The 16,856-nt window shown below is 36.1% G+C and carries 16 protein-coding genes; 15 read left to right on the top strand and 1 reads right to left on the bottom strand.

The features are described from left to right. From AC6UD0_RS05890 to AC6UD0_RS05930, 9 genes are all read left to right on the top strand, one after another. Nucleotides 1-335 (top strand): sugar transferase (locus AC6UD0_RS05890; RefSeq protein ID WP_500708445.1); only part of this gene is annotated, 335 nt, incomplete at its 5' end. 12 nt (nt 336-347) lie between these two features. Beyond that, nucleotides 348-1,133, top strand: coding sequence for a DUF4422 domain-containing protein (locus AC6UD0_RS05895; protein ID WP_500708446.1), 786 nt, complete (start codon nt 348-350; stop codon nt 1,131-1,133). Nucleotides 1,134-1,148: 15 nt separating this feature from the next. Next, nucleotides 1,149-2,111 carry a glycosyltransferase family 2 protein gene (locus tag AC6UD0_RS05900; protein WP_500708447.1) on the top strand — a complete coding sequence of 321 codons (963 nt, stop codon included), beginning with the start codon at nt 1,149-1,151 and terminating at the stop codon, nt 2,109-2,111. A gap of 9 nt (nt 2,112-2,120) precedes the next feature. Beyond that, a complete protein-coding gene (locus AC6UD0_RS05905; protein WP_500708450.1) occupies nt 2,121-2,960 on the top strand; it encodes a GT-D fold domain-containing glycosyltransferase in 840 nt (279 codons plus the stop codon). Between the two features lie 167 nt (nt 2,961-3,127). After that, nucleotides 3,128-4,246: a UDP-galactopyranose mutase gene (glf, locus tag AC6UD0_RS05910; protein ID WP_500708451.1), complete on the top strand. Its 1,119-nt coding sequence runs from the start codon at nt 3,128-3,130 to the stop codon at nt 4,244-4,246. Nucleotides 4,247-4,248: 2 nt separating this feature from the next. Next, entirely contained in the window at nt 4,249-5,673 is a 1,425-nt protein-coding gene (locus AC6UD0_RS05915; RefSeq protein ID WP_500708453.1) for a flippase, read from the top strand. 26 nt (nt 5,674-5,699) lie between these two features. Continuing rightward, entirely contained in the window at nt 5,700-6,824 is a 1,125-nt protein-coding gene (locus tag AC6UD0_RS05920; RefSeq protein WP_500708454.1) for a glycosyltransferase family 4 protein, read from the top strand. A 29-nt stretch (nt 6,825-6,853) separates the two neighbouring features. Beyond that, on the top strand, nt 6,854-7,885 hold the full coding sequence (locus AC6UD0_RS05925) for a glycosyltransferase (protein ID WP_500708455.1): 1,032 nt from the start codon (nt 6,854-6,856) through the stop codon (nt 7,883-7,885). An 87-nt stretch (nt 7,886-7,972) separates the two neighbouring features. Next, entirely contained in the window at nt 7,973-8,716 is a 744-nt protein-coding gene (locus AC6UD0_RS05930) for an SDR family oxidoreductase (protein WP_500708456.1), read from the top strand. A 35-nt stretch (nt 8,717-8,751) separates the two neighbouring features. Here AC6UD0_RS05930 and AC6UD0_RS05935 read toward each other — a convergent pair whose 3' ends face one another. Next, complete coding sequence (locus tag AC6UD0_RS05935; RefSeq protein WP_500708458.1) at nt 8,752-10,560, bottom strand: P-loop NTPase fold protein; 1,809 nt, start codon at nt 10,558-10,560, stop codon at nt 8,752-8,754. Between the two features lie 154 nt (nt 10,561-10,714). On the opposite strand from AC6UD0_RS05935, the gene AC6UD0_RS05940 reads away from it, so the two are divergent. The 6 genes from AC6UD0_RS05940 (at nt 10,715) to AC6UD0_RS05965 (ending at nt 16,754) form a co-directional block, all read left to right on the top strand. Continuing rightward, nucleotides 10,715-11,158 (top strand): aggregation-promoting factor C-terminal-like domain-containing protein, encoded by a 444-nt coding sequence (locus tag AC6UD0_RS05940; RefSeq protein ID WP_500693341.1) that lies wholly within the window; start codon nt 10,715-10,717, stop codon nt 11,156-11,158. A 113-nt stretch (nt 11,159-11,271) separates the two neighbouring features. Next, a complete protein-coding gene (locus tag AC6UD0_RS05945; protein ID WP_500706207.1) occupies nt 11,272-12,030 on the top strand; it encodes an NADP-dependent (R)-specific alcohol dehydrogenase in 759 nt (252 codons plus the stop codon). A 269-nt stretch (nt 12,031-12,299) separates the two neighbouring features. Then, nucleotides 12,300-13,292 carry an NAD(P)-dependent oxidoreductase gene (locus tag AC6UD0_RS05950; RefSeq protein WP_500706208.1) on the top strand — a complete coding sequence of 331 codons (993 nt, stop codon included), beginning with the start codon at nt 12,300-12,302 and terminating at the stop codon, nt 13,290-13,292. 11 nt (nt 13,293-13,303) lie between these two features. Further along, nucleotides 13,304-14,293: an NAD(P)-dependent oxidoreductase gene (locus AC6UD0_RS05955; protein WP_500706209.1), complete on the top strand. Its 990-nt coding sequence runs from the start codon at nt 13,304-13,306 to the stop codon at nt 14,291-14,293. An 18-nt stretch (nt 14,294-14,311) separates the two neighbouring features. Then, nucleotides 14,312-14,917, top strand: coding sequence for a nitroreductase family protein (locus AC6UD0_RS05960; protein ID WP_500706210.1), 606 nt, complete (start codon nt 14,312-14,314; stop codon nt 14,915-14,917). 130 nt (nt 14,918-15,047) lie between these two features. After that, on the top strand, nt 15,048-16,754 hold the full coding sequence (locus tag AC6UD0_RS05965) for a putative glycosyltransferase family protein (protein ID WP_500708461.1): 1,707 nt from the start codon (nt 15,048-15,050) through the stop codon (nt 16,752-16,754). Nucleotides 16,755-16,856: the final 102 nt, after the last annotated feature.

Below are 16,856 nucleotides of genomic sequence, written 5' to 3' on the forward strand. Positions count from 1 at the left end.
ACCCCCGAGTTACCAAGGTCGGGCGTTTCATTCGAAAGTATAGTTTAGACGAACTGCCTCAGTTAGTGAACGTCTTGATTGGTGAAATGTCACTGGTTGGACCGCGTCCACCGCTTCCAAAAGAAGTCGCCGAATACACGGACTATGACCGCCAGAGACTGTTAGTCAAACCTGGCTGTACTGGTTTGTGGCAGGTGACGGGGAGAAATAACGTCGGTTTTGATGACATGGTTTATTTGGACATCGTCTACATTATGAACAGTGGTTTCTGGTTTGATCTGAAGATCATATGCAAGACGGTTCAGATTATGGTGGTTCCAAACGCTGCTTATTAAAGAGGTTGAAGGATGAAAATTGCAATTTTGGTGGCGTCCCATAAAGATGCACCGATGCCAAAAGATCAAGATTTGTACCAACCAGTATTGGTTGGTGCTGACAAAAATTACAAGGGCCAAAAGGGTTTTCAACTGGATAATCAAGGTGACAACATCTCGGCCAAAAATCCCAATTACAATGAACTAACTGCTGTTTACTGGGCATGGAAGAACTTACATGATGTCGATGCCATTGGGCTGGTTCATTATCGTCGTCTTTTTAGCAAACACCTTGATCGTTCGCTTGATAAGGTGCTAACTAAGGAGCAGGCCGAAAAGATGCTAGAAAAGGCTCCAGTCGTGTTGCCGCGAAAGCGGTACTACGTCGTTGAAACCATTTATTCGCATTATGTGCACTCTCACTACAAAGAGCCGTTAGAGGAGACTCGTCAGGTCATTTCAGAAATCGATCCCGATTACTTAACCAGTTTTGACCAGGTCATGCACAGTCGTTCAGCCCACATGTTTAACATGTTCATCATGAAAACAAATTACTTTGACGACTATTGTAAATGGCTCTTTAACATTCTTTTTAACGTCGAAAAACGAATTGACATTTCCAATTATTCGGTTCAAGAGGCGCGGGTCTTCGGTTATTTATCCGAAGTTTTGATGGACGTTTGGATTAATAAAAATCACGTTAAATATACCGAATGCAACTGGATTCAAATCGGTGATCGTCATTTAGTTAAAAAGGCGTGGGGCTTTGTAAAACGAAAGTTCTCCAGTAACGTCGGAAAAGACGAAACGCACTATTAGAAAGAGGAGTCATTAATGACTGACTATGACATTAGTATTATCATGCCCAGTTTTAATTCGGAAAAATCAATTGGAAACGCCATTGATTCGATTTTCAATCAGAAAACCGATTTTAGCTTTGAGCTTTTAGTTATTGATGATGGATCCTCCGACGACACTGTAAATATTATCAAGTCACGGATGCTCCATCACAAGAGCATCCAACTTTTTTATACTGACCATCAGTATCAAGCTGAGGCCAGAAACAAGGGACTTAAGCACGCAACCGGCAAATACATCATGTTTTCTGATGATGATGACGAATATTTACCCGGATACATTCAAGCGATGGGTGAGAAGATTCAAGATAGGCAACTAGTGATCGCTGGAATTGAGAAGAAATTTCCGAATGGTCGGGTCGAGGTTGAGGATCATTCTGTAATGGAGGATGCTACTAGTGATGCTCAGCTGCTTGGGGATTACCTGACTAAGAACCAAGAAATGGACGTCGGCCTTTGGAATAAGATTTTTGTTAAAGCCATTATTGATAAAAATCAGATTAAGATGAGCAACAAGAACTTTTTTGAAGACAGTTTGTTTGTGCTGCAGTACCTGTTGTCGATTAATTGGGAACAGATTGGCTACATCAATCAACCGATGTATTTATTGAACAAGCACGCGGGGTCAACTACGAATACATATGATCCTCAATTACTTGATAAGTGTAATGAGTACATTGATAAGGTAGATAAATTAATCGCAAACCACCCAGAATTGGTGAGATATTTCAGAAGTTTTAGGGCGCGGATTGACTTGTTTTACGTTCACCGCAACATCTTGAATAATCCGAATTGGGACGCTCAGTCGCAGCGTTTGATCTTGCGGCCTTTAATTAGTTCGTCCGCTTTAAAGGAATTGAGCAAGAAGTACGTCGTTGCAATTATTTTGGCCTTCATGATGCCCAAGACTTACATTAAGTTGTATTCAAAACGAAAGTGAGAAATAGATTTGAACTTAAAGTCTTTTGTGTATAAGGCGTTTAACGATGCTCTTTACATTCCAATCTATCAAATTAAATATAAGAAACAATTTCAAGCTTTGAAAGTTAAATCCATTGAACAAACCATCGATGCGATTACTGGCGATCATATTTCCCTTAGCCGATTTGGTGATGGCGAGTTTAAATGGATTAACATGACGGGTCAGAAATCGTTTGAACACGATTCAAAAGAATTGAGCGAACGGCTCTTAGAAGTGCTACACTCAAATCTTAATGGTCATGGGATTGGGCTTCCCCAAGCATTTAGAGATCCAAGTATCATGAACGCTGACATGTACTGGGAACGTGAAATGGGGAAGTATGGTTCTGAGTGGCTTAAGGATTTAAACCAAAATAAGATTTACTATAATACCAGTGTGACACGTCCGTATATGGATTTAAAAGATAAGAACATTGCTAAGTACGTTTTTAATGAATTTAAAAAGTATGTCTCAGATAAAAAGATATTAGTAATTGAGGGTGACCGAACCCACTTTGGCAAGGGAAACGATTTGTTAGAAAGTGCCAGTGAGGTCTTGAGGCTAGAATGCCCAAGTCACAATGCCTTTGAACAATATGATGATATCCTCACGCGATCGAAGGGCCTCATCATAAAAGAAAATCCAGACTTAGTCCTAGTTGCACTGGGACCAACGGCGACCATTCTTTCGTATGACCTGACTGAAACCTTAAACAAACAGGTTCTTGATATCGGACATTTTGATGTAGAGTATACTTGGTTTTTAAACGGGGATAAAAAAAGAACCAAAATTAATGGGAAGGCTGTTAATGAAGTAAAGGATAGTTAATTGACATTACAATCTTAATTGCATTGTTGCTTGTATCATTATTCTTTACTATTATTGATAAAGTAAGACTATCTATTAATTTAGTAAGTTATTTGTACATTTCAGACAGAAAATAAAACATTTAAGCAGGGCTTGCCCTAGTAAATTAATACATTTTGGAGGATAACATGACTGATTATTTAGTGGTTGGTTCTGGATTATTTGGATCAACCTTTGCATACGAAGCTGCTAAACGCGGCAATCACGTTGAGGTGATCGAAAAACGTGATCACGTTGGTGGCAATATCTATACCAAAGAAGTAGAGGGCATCCAAGTTCACGAATATGGAGCTCATATTTTTCATACCAAAATGAAGGACATCTGGGATTACGTGCATCAATTTGCGGACTTTAACAACTACGTTAACAGTCCGATTGCTAACTATCACGGTGAGATTTATAACATGCCGTTCAACATGAACACCTTCAATAAACTATGGGGAGTTAGAACGCCGGAAGAAGCTAAGGCTAAGATTGAGGAACAGAAGCGGAGTGCTAATATTCCGGATAAGCCCACTAACTTAGAAGAACAGGCTATCTCACTAGTGGGTCCTGACTTGTATGAGAAATTAGTAAAGGGCTATACCGAGAAACAATGGGGCAGAAAAGCCACTGATCTCCCAGCCTTTATCATTAGAAGAATTCCAGTTCGCTTCATTTATGATAACAACTACTTTAGTGATCCATACCAAGGAATTCCAATTGGTGGATACACTCAAATTATCGAAAAAATGCTTGCTAGTGACTTAATCGATGTTAAAACTAACACTGACTTCTTTGATAAAAAGGATGAGTATCTAAAATCCGGCAAGCGTATCATCTTTACCGGAATGATTGACCAGTTCTTTGAATATCAGTTGGGAGCTCTGGAGTACCGTAGCTTGAAGTTTGATACTGAAGTGAAAGACGTTGATAACTACCAAGGAAACGCGGTAGTCAACTATACCGATGCTGAGACCCCTTACACTAGAGTCATTGAACACAAACACTTTGAATTTGGTAAGGGTAACAAGAATAAGACCGTCATTACTCATGAGTATCCCAAAACCTGGCACCGTGGGGATGAACCATACTATCCAATCGATGATAAAAAGAATCGTTCTTTGTACAAGAATTATGTCGAATTAGCTGAAAAAGATGCGCCAAACGTTGTCTTTGGTGGCCGGTTAGGTCAGTACCGTTACTACAACATGGATCAGACCATCATGTCAGCTTTGAGACTAGTTAAAAACGAATTTGGTGAATAAATTTGGGTAAAGTAATTAAGAATTATTTGTATAACGCGTCCTATCAACTATTCGTGTTGATAGTTCCTTTAATCACCACTCCATACTTGTCCCGTGTTTTGGGACCACAAGGGGTTGGTATTAATTCGTATACAAATGCTAATATTCAATATTTCATTATCTTTGGAAGTGTTGGGGTCGCACTCTACGGTAATCGGCAGATTGCGTATGTGCGAAATAATAAGCAAAAGCTAACCAACACTTTTTATGAAATATTCTTTATGCGAATGGTAACGATTGGAGTGGCGTACATTGCCTTCTTTATTTTTTTGGCATTTGTGCATCGCTTTCACAGTTACTACATTGCCCAATCTTTTTCATTGCTTGCGGCAGCTTTTGATATCTCTTGGTTCTTTCAGGGGGTCGAAAACTTTGCTGTGACCGTTTTAAGAAACTTTGTTGTTAAAATAATCACGCTTTTCAGTATTTTTGCGTTCGTTAAGTCATATAGTGACTTGTGGTTATACATATTTATACTGTCTATGTCGCTATTGATTGGAAATCTGACCTTATTCCCAAGTTTGAGAAGATATTTAGGAAAAGTGGACTGGAAAAACTTTCACTGGTTTAGGCATTTTTGGCCGTCGATGGTTCTTTTTGTTCCAGAAATTGCCACGCAAATTTATTTAGTGGTTAATAAGACGATGCTGGGGGCAATGACCTCTGTTACGGCAGCTGGTTACTTTGATCAGTCGGATAAGATCGTCAAGCTATCATTAGCGGTCGTTACTGCGACGGGAACCGTCATGCTTCCGCACGTGGCAAATGCCTTCATGCAAGGAAAACACGAGAAGGTTAAAGACTACTTGTATCAGAGCTTTGAGTTTGTGACGGCGTTGTCCATTCCCATTGCGTTTGGAATTGCGGCAGTTGCTCCGAGCTTTGTTCCACTTTTTTTCGGTCCGAAATTTATGGCAGTTGTTCCACTGATGATGATTGAGTCAATTGTGGTCGTCATGATTGCGTGGAGTAATGCGATTGGAGTCCAATACTTGGTTCCGACCAACCAAAACAAGGCCTATAATTATTCGGTTATTATTGGTGCAATTGTTAACATCGTTGCTAATGTTCCTTTAATTTTACTGTGGGGAGCAGTGGGAACCGCGATTGCGACGGTTCTTTCAGAAGCCATTGTCACTCTAGTCCAACTATATGCTGTTAAGGATGAAATTGACTTTAGAAAGTTGTACCACGGATTCTTTAAGTACTTTATTGCTGGTCTCATAATGTTTGCGATCGTTTCTGTCCTAGACATGACTCTAAATGTTAAATGGATTGATCTGATCATCGAAGTTGGGATTGGAATTGTAATTTATGGTCTCCTGATCTTTTTGTTTAAAACAAATGTTTCAAAGGATATAATTACCATTGTTAAAAAGAAATTCTAGTTAAAATAATAAGAGGTTAAGAACCAATGAAGATTGCTTTTATTAGTGAGGATAAATTAAATGATGTTTCGGTTTGGTCTGGTACGACCAGCAACATTTATGACGTCATTGCTAAACAAAACCAAGTTGTCTCAGTGCGTCCATCTGGTATTAAGTTATTTTTGGGAAAAGTCTTTCGAAAGTTTACCAAGTGGTTTAAGTTACCTGATTTAAAAGCTTTTTCTGACGAGTGGATTGCAAGGTTTGAGGGTCAATCTTTACAGCAGAAGTTGAAGCATGAATCTGATATTGATTTTATCTTTGTTGCGGCTGAGGATAACCTCGTTGAATTTTTGCAAACCGACCTACCGATTGTTTTTTTAAATGATGCGACTTTTAGCGAAATGATTAATTATTACTACTTCAATTTGACGAAAAAGAAGATTGAAGTACACACCCAAATGGACAAAGTTACCCTTGAAAAAGCTTCTTTGATTTTAATGGCCAGTGAATGGGCCAAAAAGGGTGCCATTGGATCTTATGGAATTGATGAAAACAAGGTCAAAGTGTTACCTTTTGGCGCTAATTTACCAGATAAATTTGTAGCTCACAAAGCTGACCCAGACAGTAAAATTAGATTATTGTTTGTTGGTGTTGAGTGGAAACGAAAGGGAATGGATCTCATCTGTGCCATGATGGACAAGCTGAACGAACGATTCCCAGATAAGTTTATGATTAACGTCATTGGTCTTAATCAGCCAACTGACCAAGATTTACCCAACAACATTAAGTTTCATGGTTTCGTCTCTAAACATACAGACTCTGGTCTTAACAAGATGATTCAACTTTATAATGAGAGTGATTTGTTTGTTTTGCCAACAAAGGCAGAGTGTGCGGGAATTGCGTTTGCGGAAGCTTCCGAATATGGTCTGCCTTCTATTACGTATGATACTGGTGGAATTGGTACCTATGTCATTAATGATTACAATGGTTATCGGCTCAATAAGAACGCCACGGCAATGGATTTTGCCGATGCAGTGATCGATCTGACACAGTCACCAGAAAAGTTGAAAACGATGTCTAAAAACGCGCGAAAATTATATAAAACCAAATTGAACTGGAAGGCGTGGGAACGCGGTTTTAACGAATTAACCCAAAAGTTTAATAATTAGGTAGACCTTGAAGGAGTTTAGTAGAACTGATGAAAAAATTGATTATTGATGTGGTCCGGTCAAAAGCTAATGACGGGATTGGCAAGCCTAAAGAGGACATTAATGAAGTCCTTGAAAAGAATTATGGCTTCCAAATGGCTTACTTAAAGCAGTATAAATACGGTAAATTTGATCGTCATTTTTTGATTAATTATCGAATTAATAAACTGGATAAGTATCACCTAAAATCAACTGATGTAATCGTTATTCAATATCCAATTTATTCTGGAAAACAGTTTGAAGAAACCCTTTTAAGATATCTCAATGGCCGTCACGTCAAGACAGTGGCAGTAATCCATGATATTGATTCACTACGTTTTCCTAACAGCACCTTTTCCACCGTTAAGGAAGAAGCCGGGTTTTTAAATAACTTTACGGCCGTTATTTCACCGAATAGTACGATGTCAGATACGTTAAAAGAAAATGGATTAAACGTTCCCTGTGTGGACCTTGAAATCTTTGACTACTTTTCTGACGTTCAAAGTCAAAAAAACGGGGTAAAATACAAAGATAACGTGACGTTTGCGGGAAACTTGAATAAGTCAGTCTTTTTAAAATATCTAAACGTTTCAAAGGCAGTTAAATGCGAAGTCTTTGGAAATATTAATGATCCAAATACACTGAATTCCTCATTAGAGTACATGGGAAGTGTGTCACCGGACGTGTTATCAAAGAAGTTAGGCCATGGTTACGGATTAGTGTGGGATGGCAATAGTGTTGATACTGTTGATGGCAAGATTGGCGACTATTTGCGCTACAATAACCCCTATAAGGCGTCGTCGTATTTAAGTGCTGGGATGCCTGTGATTGTCTGGGAAGAATCAGCCGTGGCGAAATTTGTAAAACAACATCACGTTGGCTTATCAGTGGATTCCATTTCTAACCTAGCTTCATCGCTTAAAAAAGTAACTAATGAAGATTTTACCCAAATGGTTGATAATGCACATGAAATTTCAAAAAAACTTCATGATGGCTTTTACACTAAACAAGCCTTTAGTCAGGTGTTTGAGAAAATTAAGTAAAACAAATTAGAAACGACGTGTTAATCTATTAGTTAATATTATTAGCTAATGATCATCACGTCGTTATTTTCTTATGGGAGTGATTTTATGATAAAAGTATTGGTACTGGGTTCAACTGGTCAGTTAGGTCGGACTTTTTTAAATTTACTAAAGGAGAAGCAAATTGAATTTGAGGCACCTTCTTCAAAAGAAGTTGATGTAACTAATCAGAAACAAGTAACGGATTATTTTCAGGTCCATCAACCAGAAGTTGTTTTTGATTGCGTTGGATACACTGACACTATTAACGCCGAAAGGGAGCCGGGTAAAACCATCAACAAGAACGTGAACTTTCTTGGCACCGAGTATGTGGCGTTAGCCGCTAGAGATGTGAATGCAACGCTAGTCCATATCAGTACGAATCGGGTGTTTGACGGAAATGATAATTCTAAATCACATGAGATAACGGACATTCCCAATCCAGTAAGTGAGTACGGTAAGCAGAAACGCATGGCAGAACGTGCCATTGAAGAGATTAGTACGAAATATTATACGATTCGAACGGCTAATCTATATGATAAAAATGGAAGTAAATTGGTGGACGAATTACTAAAAAGCGGTGAGATTAAGACTAATAACCAACTAATGCAGGTAACCGATACCCGAAGATTGGCGGAGTTTATGTTGTTTGTAATCCAAAGTGATTTACCATATGGGATGTATCATTTAACGAATGAAGAAGAAATCACTTCATATGAGTTTGCAAGATCAGTTTTGAATAATAAAGGATTAAACGTGAAATTCATTAAATTAAATCATATTGGAATGGTAGACACACCACTTCTTGCATAAATAACCTGAGTTTATATTGAAGTTTAATACCAAAATTATTTTTCTTTAATCTTTTCTATTGATTTAATTAAAGCTTTAAAATAATATGTTTTTACTTTATCTGATTGACTTTCCGCGTTTTGATTCATATGATTTAATGTTTTTTCAATTTGTTCTTTAACTTCTAAAGATAACTGTTGTTTAAACGGTAAAATTTGGTTATTAATATATGCTGTTAAATTTTCACTTTCATTTGCATTATCAAGAAGTCTATTAATATAAGTGTTTTCATCTAAAAAAGTTAAAAGATTTGTTCGTTGAACATTACCACTATTCGGGTTCCATTTTCCTTCTATGATATGAATAAATAGTTTTTCTTGAGAGCTTTTCTTAACGGCTTTAATTCTTGAATTAATTGCTTCTTTTATATGAGGATTCAGATCATATGTTCTGCTTTGTATTATTAATTTTAGGTAGTTAATATCATCTGTTGTATTTATTGTTTTAATTACATTTGGCTCTAAATTATTAATATTCTCAAATTGTTCTGTAATTGGGAGATTTCTCTCTTTTAACTCGTTGAAAGTTATATAAATACTCATCATGTCGTTTAATGATATGTAATTATTTTCACTTTTCTTAATAGTATTAATTACTGCATTCTCTAATTTCATTAATTGGGAATCTGATTTGTAGTGTCCATGTAAGAACGTATCAATTGAATTATCAACTTTTTTTTGATCAGAGAAAGACTGTTTTATTTGATATAGGTAATTTTTTACTGAAAAGATATCATGTGCTGCATTGTTAAAAATTTCATCTGAAAACATGATGTTTGAAGTATATTCCTGGTAGTTAGATAGAGTTGAATTGTATTCTTCTAAAAACTTAAATTCATTTAACGAAGATATTTTTTTGCGGAGTGGAATATATTTTAATCCATTAATTTCTTCCAAGCTATTTTCTTGGATTTTAGATGATCTTAGTCCCAGGGTTAATATTAAGTTTGACAAATATGCCGTCTTAATTGATTGATCCTCAAAATTATTATTATTTTTTTTATAGAAAGATCGTATTTCGGAAATTATTTCATTAAACGAATCTAGTGAGCTTTCAACTGATCTGATGTTAATGTTTCCCTTCACTGATAATACTTCATCTGAAATTTCAACAATCCAAGTTGACAATTCTTTATTTATTATGTTTTTAGGATTATTTATATATTTTTTAATAATTTGAGTAGCAATATCTTTATTATATTCACCAAAATGTATAGTTTTGTTTATTATTTTTTCTTTCGTAAATTTAAATCTAACATTTGTATTATTGCTTGAAGATAATTGGTTTTCGTTAGATATTATTATTATTTTTAGATTTTTATTTAACATGTTTTGTATAAATCCAGTAATTTCATTGCTTGTTATTGAGTCATCCAATCTTTCTAGATCATCAAGTATAACTATATTTTTATTTTTATTATCAGAAATTATTTTATTAGCTGTTTCATCCATTTTTTGGTTTATGAAAGAAGTAATATTTTTAGTAGGTATTCCTTTTATTTTATTTGGTATATTCTTCGTTATTTTTTTAACTTTTTTAAGCACTTCCCCACTGTCGTTTAGAAGTTGATATATTATTTCATAATATTTTTCATTTAGGTCTTTTGTTCCACTTAGGGAAACATAAGAAAAATTATATGGCTTTTTGTTTTTTTCACTTTCTTCTATAAATCCTTCTATGTAGCACGTTTTTCCTGTTCCCCAGTCTCCGTTAATTTGGAAAGCAAGTTTATCATCTGAATCTATATATCTTTTAACAGCCTCATCAGTTGATTTTAAACTTTCAAATTCATTGTTTTCTGTCAATTGCTTATACCTCAACATTTATAATGGTTTTAATATACATAAAATAATACTAAATCCCAATTTCTGCAATGTTTTTTAACATCCGTGTAATATTTTCCTAATATTGTTGAAATTTCTACCCCTTAACGTATTGACTGTTGAGAGGAGGAACAAAATGGAGTGGAAACATATTATTCTTACAGCAGTTAGCGTTACAGCTATTTTTACCACGGGCATAGCAGTCGCAAATAGCTCACGCGCTAATGTTAATGCTGATTCATCGCGCTACACCACCGTTAATAAGCTAGTCAAATTTCGAAAAGCACCACACGCCAATAAACCTGTCAAAGTTATAAAATCAGAAAGTTCAGTGTCGAAATTAAGTCCGTCAGAGATGACAGCTAAGAATTGGATTGCTTATCATGAATCACGTGGTGAGTATCATGCTGAAAATCCAACTAATCCACAAGTGTATGGCAAGTATCAATTGACTAAGACTTACCTTCACGGGGATTACTCGAAGGAGAATCAGGAACGTACTGCTGACAACTACGTTCACGATCGTTATGGTTCATGGCAAAATGCTAAAAAGCATTGGGAAAGTAATAACTGGTACTAAATTAGTTTTAGCGCGGAAGGCTCATGATGAAAGTCATGAGCCTTTTTGTGTGCGTTTATAAGGGTTCATGATACAGTTAAGTCGGTAAATGACTAAGTAATGGAGGGATAAATATGACAGACAGATTAAAGAACAAAGTTGCAGTTGTTACTGGTGGAACTCATGGCATTGGTTACGCCATTGCTAAGATGTTTGCAAAAGAAGGGGCCAAGGTTACCATTACCGGACGTAATGAGGATAAAGGCCGTCAAGCCGCTGATGAAATTAATAAAACTTATCCTGATTCAGTAAAATTTATTACCCAAGATGTTTCTGACCCAGATCGTTGGCCAGAGGTGTTTGAAGAAACCGAAAAAGATTTCGGACAAGTAACTACCCTAGTTAACAATGCTGGGATTGCTATCGGGAAATCCATTGAAGATACTACGACCGAAGAATGGCACAAGGTCTTAAACATTGACCTTGATGGAGTTTTTTATGGAATGCGTGAAGGCATCAAGCAAATGAAAAACAAGAACGTTGGTGCTTCAATTGTGAATATGTCATCGATCGAAGGTTTAGTTGGCGACCCTGGTTTAGGAGCGTACTGTGCGGCTAAGGGTGGCGTTCGGATGATGTCGAAATCCGCAGCAATTGATTGTGCACTAAAAGATTATGGCATTCGGGTCAATTCAATTCATCCGGGTGGCATTCAAACCCCACTAATCAAGCCTGATTTTGCTAAATATGTATCACAACGTTCTAAAACTCCAATGGGACACCTAGGTAAACCAGAAGACATCGCATACGCAGCAGTTTACTTGGCGTCTGATGAATCTGAATTTACGACTGGTAGTGAGTTAGTGGTCGATGGTGGCTACACGGCTCAATAAAAATTTACGTGAAAAAAGACGACTTTTTTAAAGAGTCGCCTTTTTATTTCGTTAAGATTGCGTAAATGCCAGCGATGACCAAGATGATCATGACAACTGCCATTACTACGATTCGTTTAACTTGAGTTTTGTGAAAATTATTAAATTTGTTTGCCATACTATTCTCCTCTGATTGGTTATGAACATTTTAGCATTTAATAAGAGAAAAGAATTGCATTTTAACCACGATTTAATTCATAATTGGGTTGTTAAGATAAGGAGATAGTTTAATGTTTAAAATAACAATATACCATGCTGATGCGATGCAGAAGCAATACTTTGAAGATTATAATCAAACAGAATTCGACTTAAAGTTTGTCAATGAAAAGTTAACGATGGCCAATGTAAGTCAGGCTCAGGGATCAAACGGGGTTTTGATTGATGGGATGTGCGACGCTGATGGTACAATCGTTGACCACTTAGCCGATTATGGCGTTGAGTACTTGTTTACTCGTTCGGTTGGAGTTAATAATATTGACATTAAGCGGGCGACTGAAAAGGGCATTAAAGTTGCTAACGTGCCCGACTATTCACCACATTCGGTAGCAGGATTGGCGTTTACTCTTGGAATGACGCTTTTTAGACATGTTGCTCAAGCAACCGCCAACACGCATGACGCTGATTTTCGTATCTTACCACTGTACTTTAGTCGTGAGATTCACGATTCAACGGTTGGAATCATTGGGGCCGGTAGGATCGGAACGGCTGAAGCCCAGATGTATGATGCAGTTGGGGCAAACGTTTTGGCTTATCAACGTCACGCTGATCCGGACAATCATTCCGTTAAATTTGTTGACATGGATGAATTACTCACAAAGTCTGATATTGTATCCATTCACGTTCCACTAACTTCCGGGACTGAGAAGTTAATTGGCAAGACCGAACTCGATCAGATGAAGAACGATGCCATCCTGGTTAATACAGCTCGGGGCGGTGTGGTTGACAACAACGCGGTTGCTGATGCCGTTGAAAACTTTGAAATTGGTGGTTATGGAACCGATGTCCTACTAGATGAAGGTCAGATTATGGGTAAAGAATTCAATAGTTTGGATGATGTTCCTAATGCTGAAGACAAGAAGTTGATGAAGAACTATCCTAATGTGATTGTAACGCCACACATGGGTTCATTTACCGAGGAAGCCAATAAGGATATGGTTCGCATCAGTTTTGAGAACTTTCAAAAAGTGATTGAGACCGGGAAACCACTTCATCCATTAAACTAAGGAGAGATATAATGGCAAAGATTACTGCTTATGACGTAAGGCCATTTGAAAAAGAATACTTTGTGGATTTAAATTCATATGACTTTGATTTAAATTTGGTTGAAAGACCATTGAAGATTGATACGGTTGACGAGGCAATGGGCACGGATGCCATCCTGATTGACGGTTCCTGTGTCGCTGATAAAGATGTCTTGGATAAAGTCAAGGATATGGGAATTAAGTATCTGTTTACCCGTTTTGTTGGTTACAACAACATTGACCTAGATGCTGCTAAAGCAGACGGAATTATGGTTGCTAACGTTCCTAGTTATTCACCATATTCCGTTGCCGAATTAGCACTGACGATGGGAATGGACCTATTCAGACACGTTGCCCAGGCAACTGTAAATACAAATAACGCTGACTTTCGGGTTCTGCCAACGTATTTCAGTAATGAAATTCATGATGCAACCGTCGGAATTATCGGAGTTGGTCACATGGGGAGTGCTGAGGCTAAGTTGTATCACAATCTTGGTGCCAACGTGCTTGGCTATCAACGTCATCCAAATGACAATCCCGATGTAACCTTCGTTGATGAAGATGAGTTGTTAAAGAAGTCGGATATTGTTTCCATTCACGTTCCTTACGTACCGGGTGAAAATGACGAGATGATTGGTGCTCCAGAGTTAGCCAAGATGAAACGAAACGCTATTTTAGTCAACACTGCGCGTGGTGAGCTGGTTGATACTAAGGCCGTTACGATTGCATTGTCTGGTAGTAACATTGGTGGCTACGCTGCTGACGTGATTATTGATGAGAATCAGATTGATGGTAACGAGTTCAACTCATTAGATGACCTTCCAAACAAAGACGTGTTAGAATTGATGAAGCGTTATCCAAATGTTATTATTACTCCGCACATGGGTTATCTGACTAAGCCAGCCACGGTCGACATGATCAAGGTTAGCTATGATAATTTCCACGAAGCAATGACAACGGGAAAGACCAAGAATCAAATTTGACGAAAGAAGTTTTGGAACATGGAATTAAAGAAACAATTCTTAGATCTTGAGAAGAATCGACGAACTATCTATGACTTGGGTAAGGATGTACCTTTCTCACAGGACGATCTATATACTTATATCAAGGAATTAATTAAATACACACCAAGTGCCTTTAATGGGCAGACGGTTCGAGCTGTGGTACTTTTTAACGAAAACCATGATAAGTTGTGGGATATCGTTGAAGATGCACTAAGAGAAAAGGTACCTGCCGACGGCTTCCTTCGCACCAAGGCAAAAATCTCAACTTTTAGGGATGCCTACGCATCAATTTTGTTTTTCACTGATATGGACAAGGTCAAAGAATTGCAAGGTCAATTTAAGACCTATCAATACGAAATGTACAACTGGTCTGAAGAAGGACAAGGAAATGCGCAGTTCGCTGTTTGGACCGGCCTTGAAGAAAATGGACTTGGCGTTAACATTCAACACTATGATCCATTGATTAATGCTCAAGTAGCTTCAACCTTTGATATTCCGGATCATTGGCAGTTACGGGCTGAGATGAACTTCGGTTCAATCAACACTCCAGCTAGCGAAAAAGATTTTATGGAAGATAGCAAGCGATTTAGAGTGCTTAAATAGAATAATACGTAAAAGAGCGTGAAGATTTTGTCTTCACGCTCTTTTTGTATGTAAAATTAAATTTCTTATTTTGGAAGAATTCTGATATGATTAATGTATATTCTATTAATTAGAGGTGCTTTTTATCGTAATGTGTAAAAGAATTCTTCATAAACATCCTAATCTGTTTGTAATTTTATTGTTTGTATTACTGAGTATTTTGATTGTGTTACCGTACTATAATACTCCGATTGTCTCATGGGATTTGCCTTTTCATCTTGCTCCGCTAAATGAAACATTTGAATACATTAAAAATGGAAATTTGATCCATCTATTTCCAGATATTTTAACTAAAACTGGCGGATCAATTGGTTATCCTTTGAATTTATTTTATCCGCAGTTAATCCTTTTACCTGAACTATTTTTTAGAATGATAGGGTTTGGTGCATATAATTCTTATTTAATATTTTTATTTTTAATTACTTTGTTTACTTTCATTTCTATGTACTTAGTATCGTATAAGATTAGTGAAAATAAGTTTTCTGGATTAGTAAGTTCACTCCTATATGGATTTGCGCAATACAGAACTTTTGATATGTTTTTGAGACAAGATATTTCAGAAGCTATGGTATTTGTCTTCTTACCAATTTGTTTTTATGGGATATACCAGATATTATGTAAGAATTATAAAAAGTGGTGGATTCTTTCAATTGGAATGATTCTGGTTCTTTTAACTCATATTTTGTCTGCTGTTATTATCAGCGTTTTTATGTTTCTATCACTTGGGCTATTATTTTTAAATTCAAGTAGTGTTAAAGATAAAATAAAACGTTTAGTGTATTTAGTTTTATCCGCTCTTATTTCTGTTTTAGGAGCTGCAATTTTTCTTTTTCCATTGATGTGGAATCATCATTTGTACTCCCCTCTAATAATAGAAAGCCAGGAAACTTATTTACTTAGAGATTCTTTAAACATTAGTACCATAGTTTTTGGTGGACTTTCAGCATATGATTTAGGAATTGGAATTATCTTGCTTGTTACGTTTATTTTTTCTGCTTTTTGGTTTAGAAAAATGAACAATATGTTTAAATATTTGTTTATTGAAGCCATTGTATTTATTTTATTAATTTCTAATTTATTTCCCTGGAATGCTTTCCAACCTATTTTTAAAATGATTCAATTTCCAAATCGATTTTATCTGATTGCGGTTTTCTTGATTTCATTAATTGGTGGTAAATGTATTAATGATATTTTAAGTGAATCTGCACTAGGTGATTTAGTTAGGAACAAAAGTATCTTTCTTACTTTATTTATATTACTTTGTTTGTGTATATCATTGTCTTCTTCAGAGAAAATTAAATCAAATCCAACTGAACTAACTGGTTTTTCTGTTATTACTTCAAAGGATGGATTTGAAAATGAAACATCAAATTTTCATGATATTTTTGATTACTTACCAGCTAAATCAAAGAATACAATCCCAATGCTTCTAAGACATTCAGTACCAGCTATGAATGGTAAGAATTCCAGGATTAAACAAGTTGGCAGAAGTACTTCCTATAATAAGATTAGCTATGATCTTTTAAGTGCGAATAATACTAATTGGATAAAAATACCTAACATTTATTACCATGGTTTCCATGTTTATAATAATGGTAAAGAGATTCCAATTAAAGTTGATTATGAAAAAGTAATTCAAGTTAAATTGAACAAAGGTCGTAATAACTTAGATGTTGTTTATAAAAAGACTACCTTACAAATTATTTCAATTTGGATTAGTTTAATTACATGGATTTTTCTTTTGTTTTTACTTGTTAGAAACTTCTTAGTTAACCGAAGAAAGAAATTGAATAACTAATTTTAAAGGAGTGAAGAAATATTTCTTCGCTCCTTTATTTGATTAAAATTATATTTTTTGTTAGTTAAAAATCTGATACCATTGTAATTGTGTTAAAAATTA

It is taken from the genome of Fructilactobacillus sp. X7R9C1 (assembly GCF_059901005.1).

Excerpts from the sequence above, each read along its gene's own strand:
- AC6UD0_RS05895 (WP_500708446.1), top strand. The coding sequence starts at position 348 with ATGAAAATTGCAATTTTGGTGGCGTCCCATAAAGATGCACCGATGCCA.
- AC6UD0_RS05900 (WP_500708447.1), top strand. The coding sequence starts at position 1,149 with ATGACTGACTATGACATTAGTATTATCATGCCCAGTTTTAATTCGGAA.
- glf (WP_500708451.1), top strand. The coding sequence starts at position 3,128 with ATGACTGATTATTTAGTGGTTGGTTCTGGATTATTTGGATCAACCTTT.
- AC6UD0_RS05920 (WP_500708454.1), top strand. The coding sequence starts at position 5,700 with ATGAAGATTGCTTTTATTAGTGAGGATAAATTAAATGATGTTTCGGTT.
- AC6UD0_RS05925 (WP_500708455.1), top strand. The coding sequence starts at position 6,854 with ATGAAAAAATTGATTATTGATGTGGTCCGGTCAAAAGCTAATGACGGG.
- AC6UD0_RS05930 (WP_500708456.1), top strand. The coding sequence starts at position 7,973 with ATGATAAAAGTATTGGTACTGGGTTCAACTGGTCAGTTAGGTCGGACT.
- AC6UD0_RS05940 (WP_500693341.1), top strand. The coding sequence starts at position 10,715 with ATGGAGTGGAAACATATTATTCTTACAGCAGTTAGCGTTACAGCTATT.
- AC6UD0_RS05945 (WP_500706207.1), top strand. The coding sequence starts at position 11,272 with ATGACAGACAGATTAAAGAACAAAGTTGCAGTTGTTACTGGTGGAACT.
- AC6UD0_RS05950 (WP_500706208.1), top strand. The coding sequence starts at position 12,300 with ATGTTTAAAATAACAATATACCATGCTGATGCGATGCAGAAGCAATAC.
- AC6UD0_RS05955 (WP_500706209.1), top strand. The coding sequence starts at position 13,304 with ATGGCAAAGATTACTGCTTATGACGTAAGGCCATTTGAAAAAGAATAC.
- AC6UD0_RS05960 (WP_500706210.1), top strand. The coding sequence starts at position 14,312 with ATGGAATTAAAGAAACAATTCTTAGATCTTGAGAAGAATCGACGAACT.
- AC6UD0_RS05965 (WP_500708461.1), top strand. The coding sequence starts at position 15,048 with ATGTGTAAAAGAATTCTTCATAAACATCCTAATCTGTTTGTAATTTTA.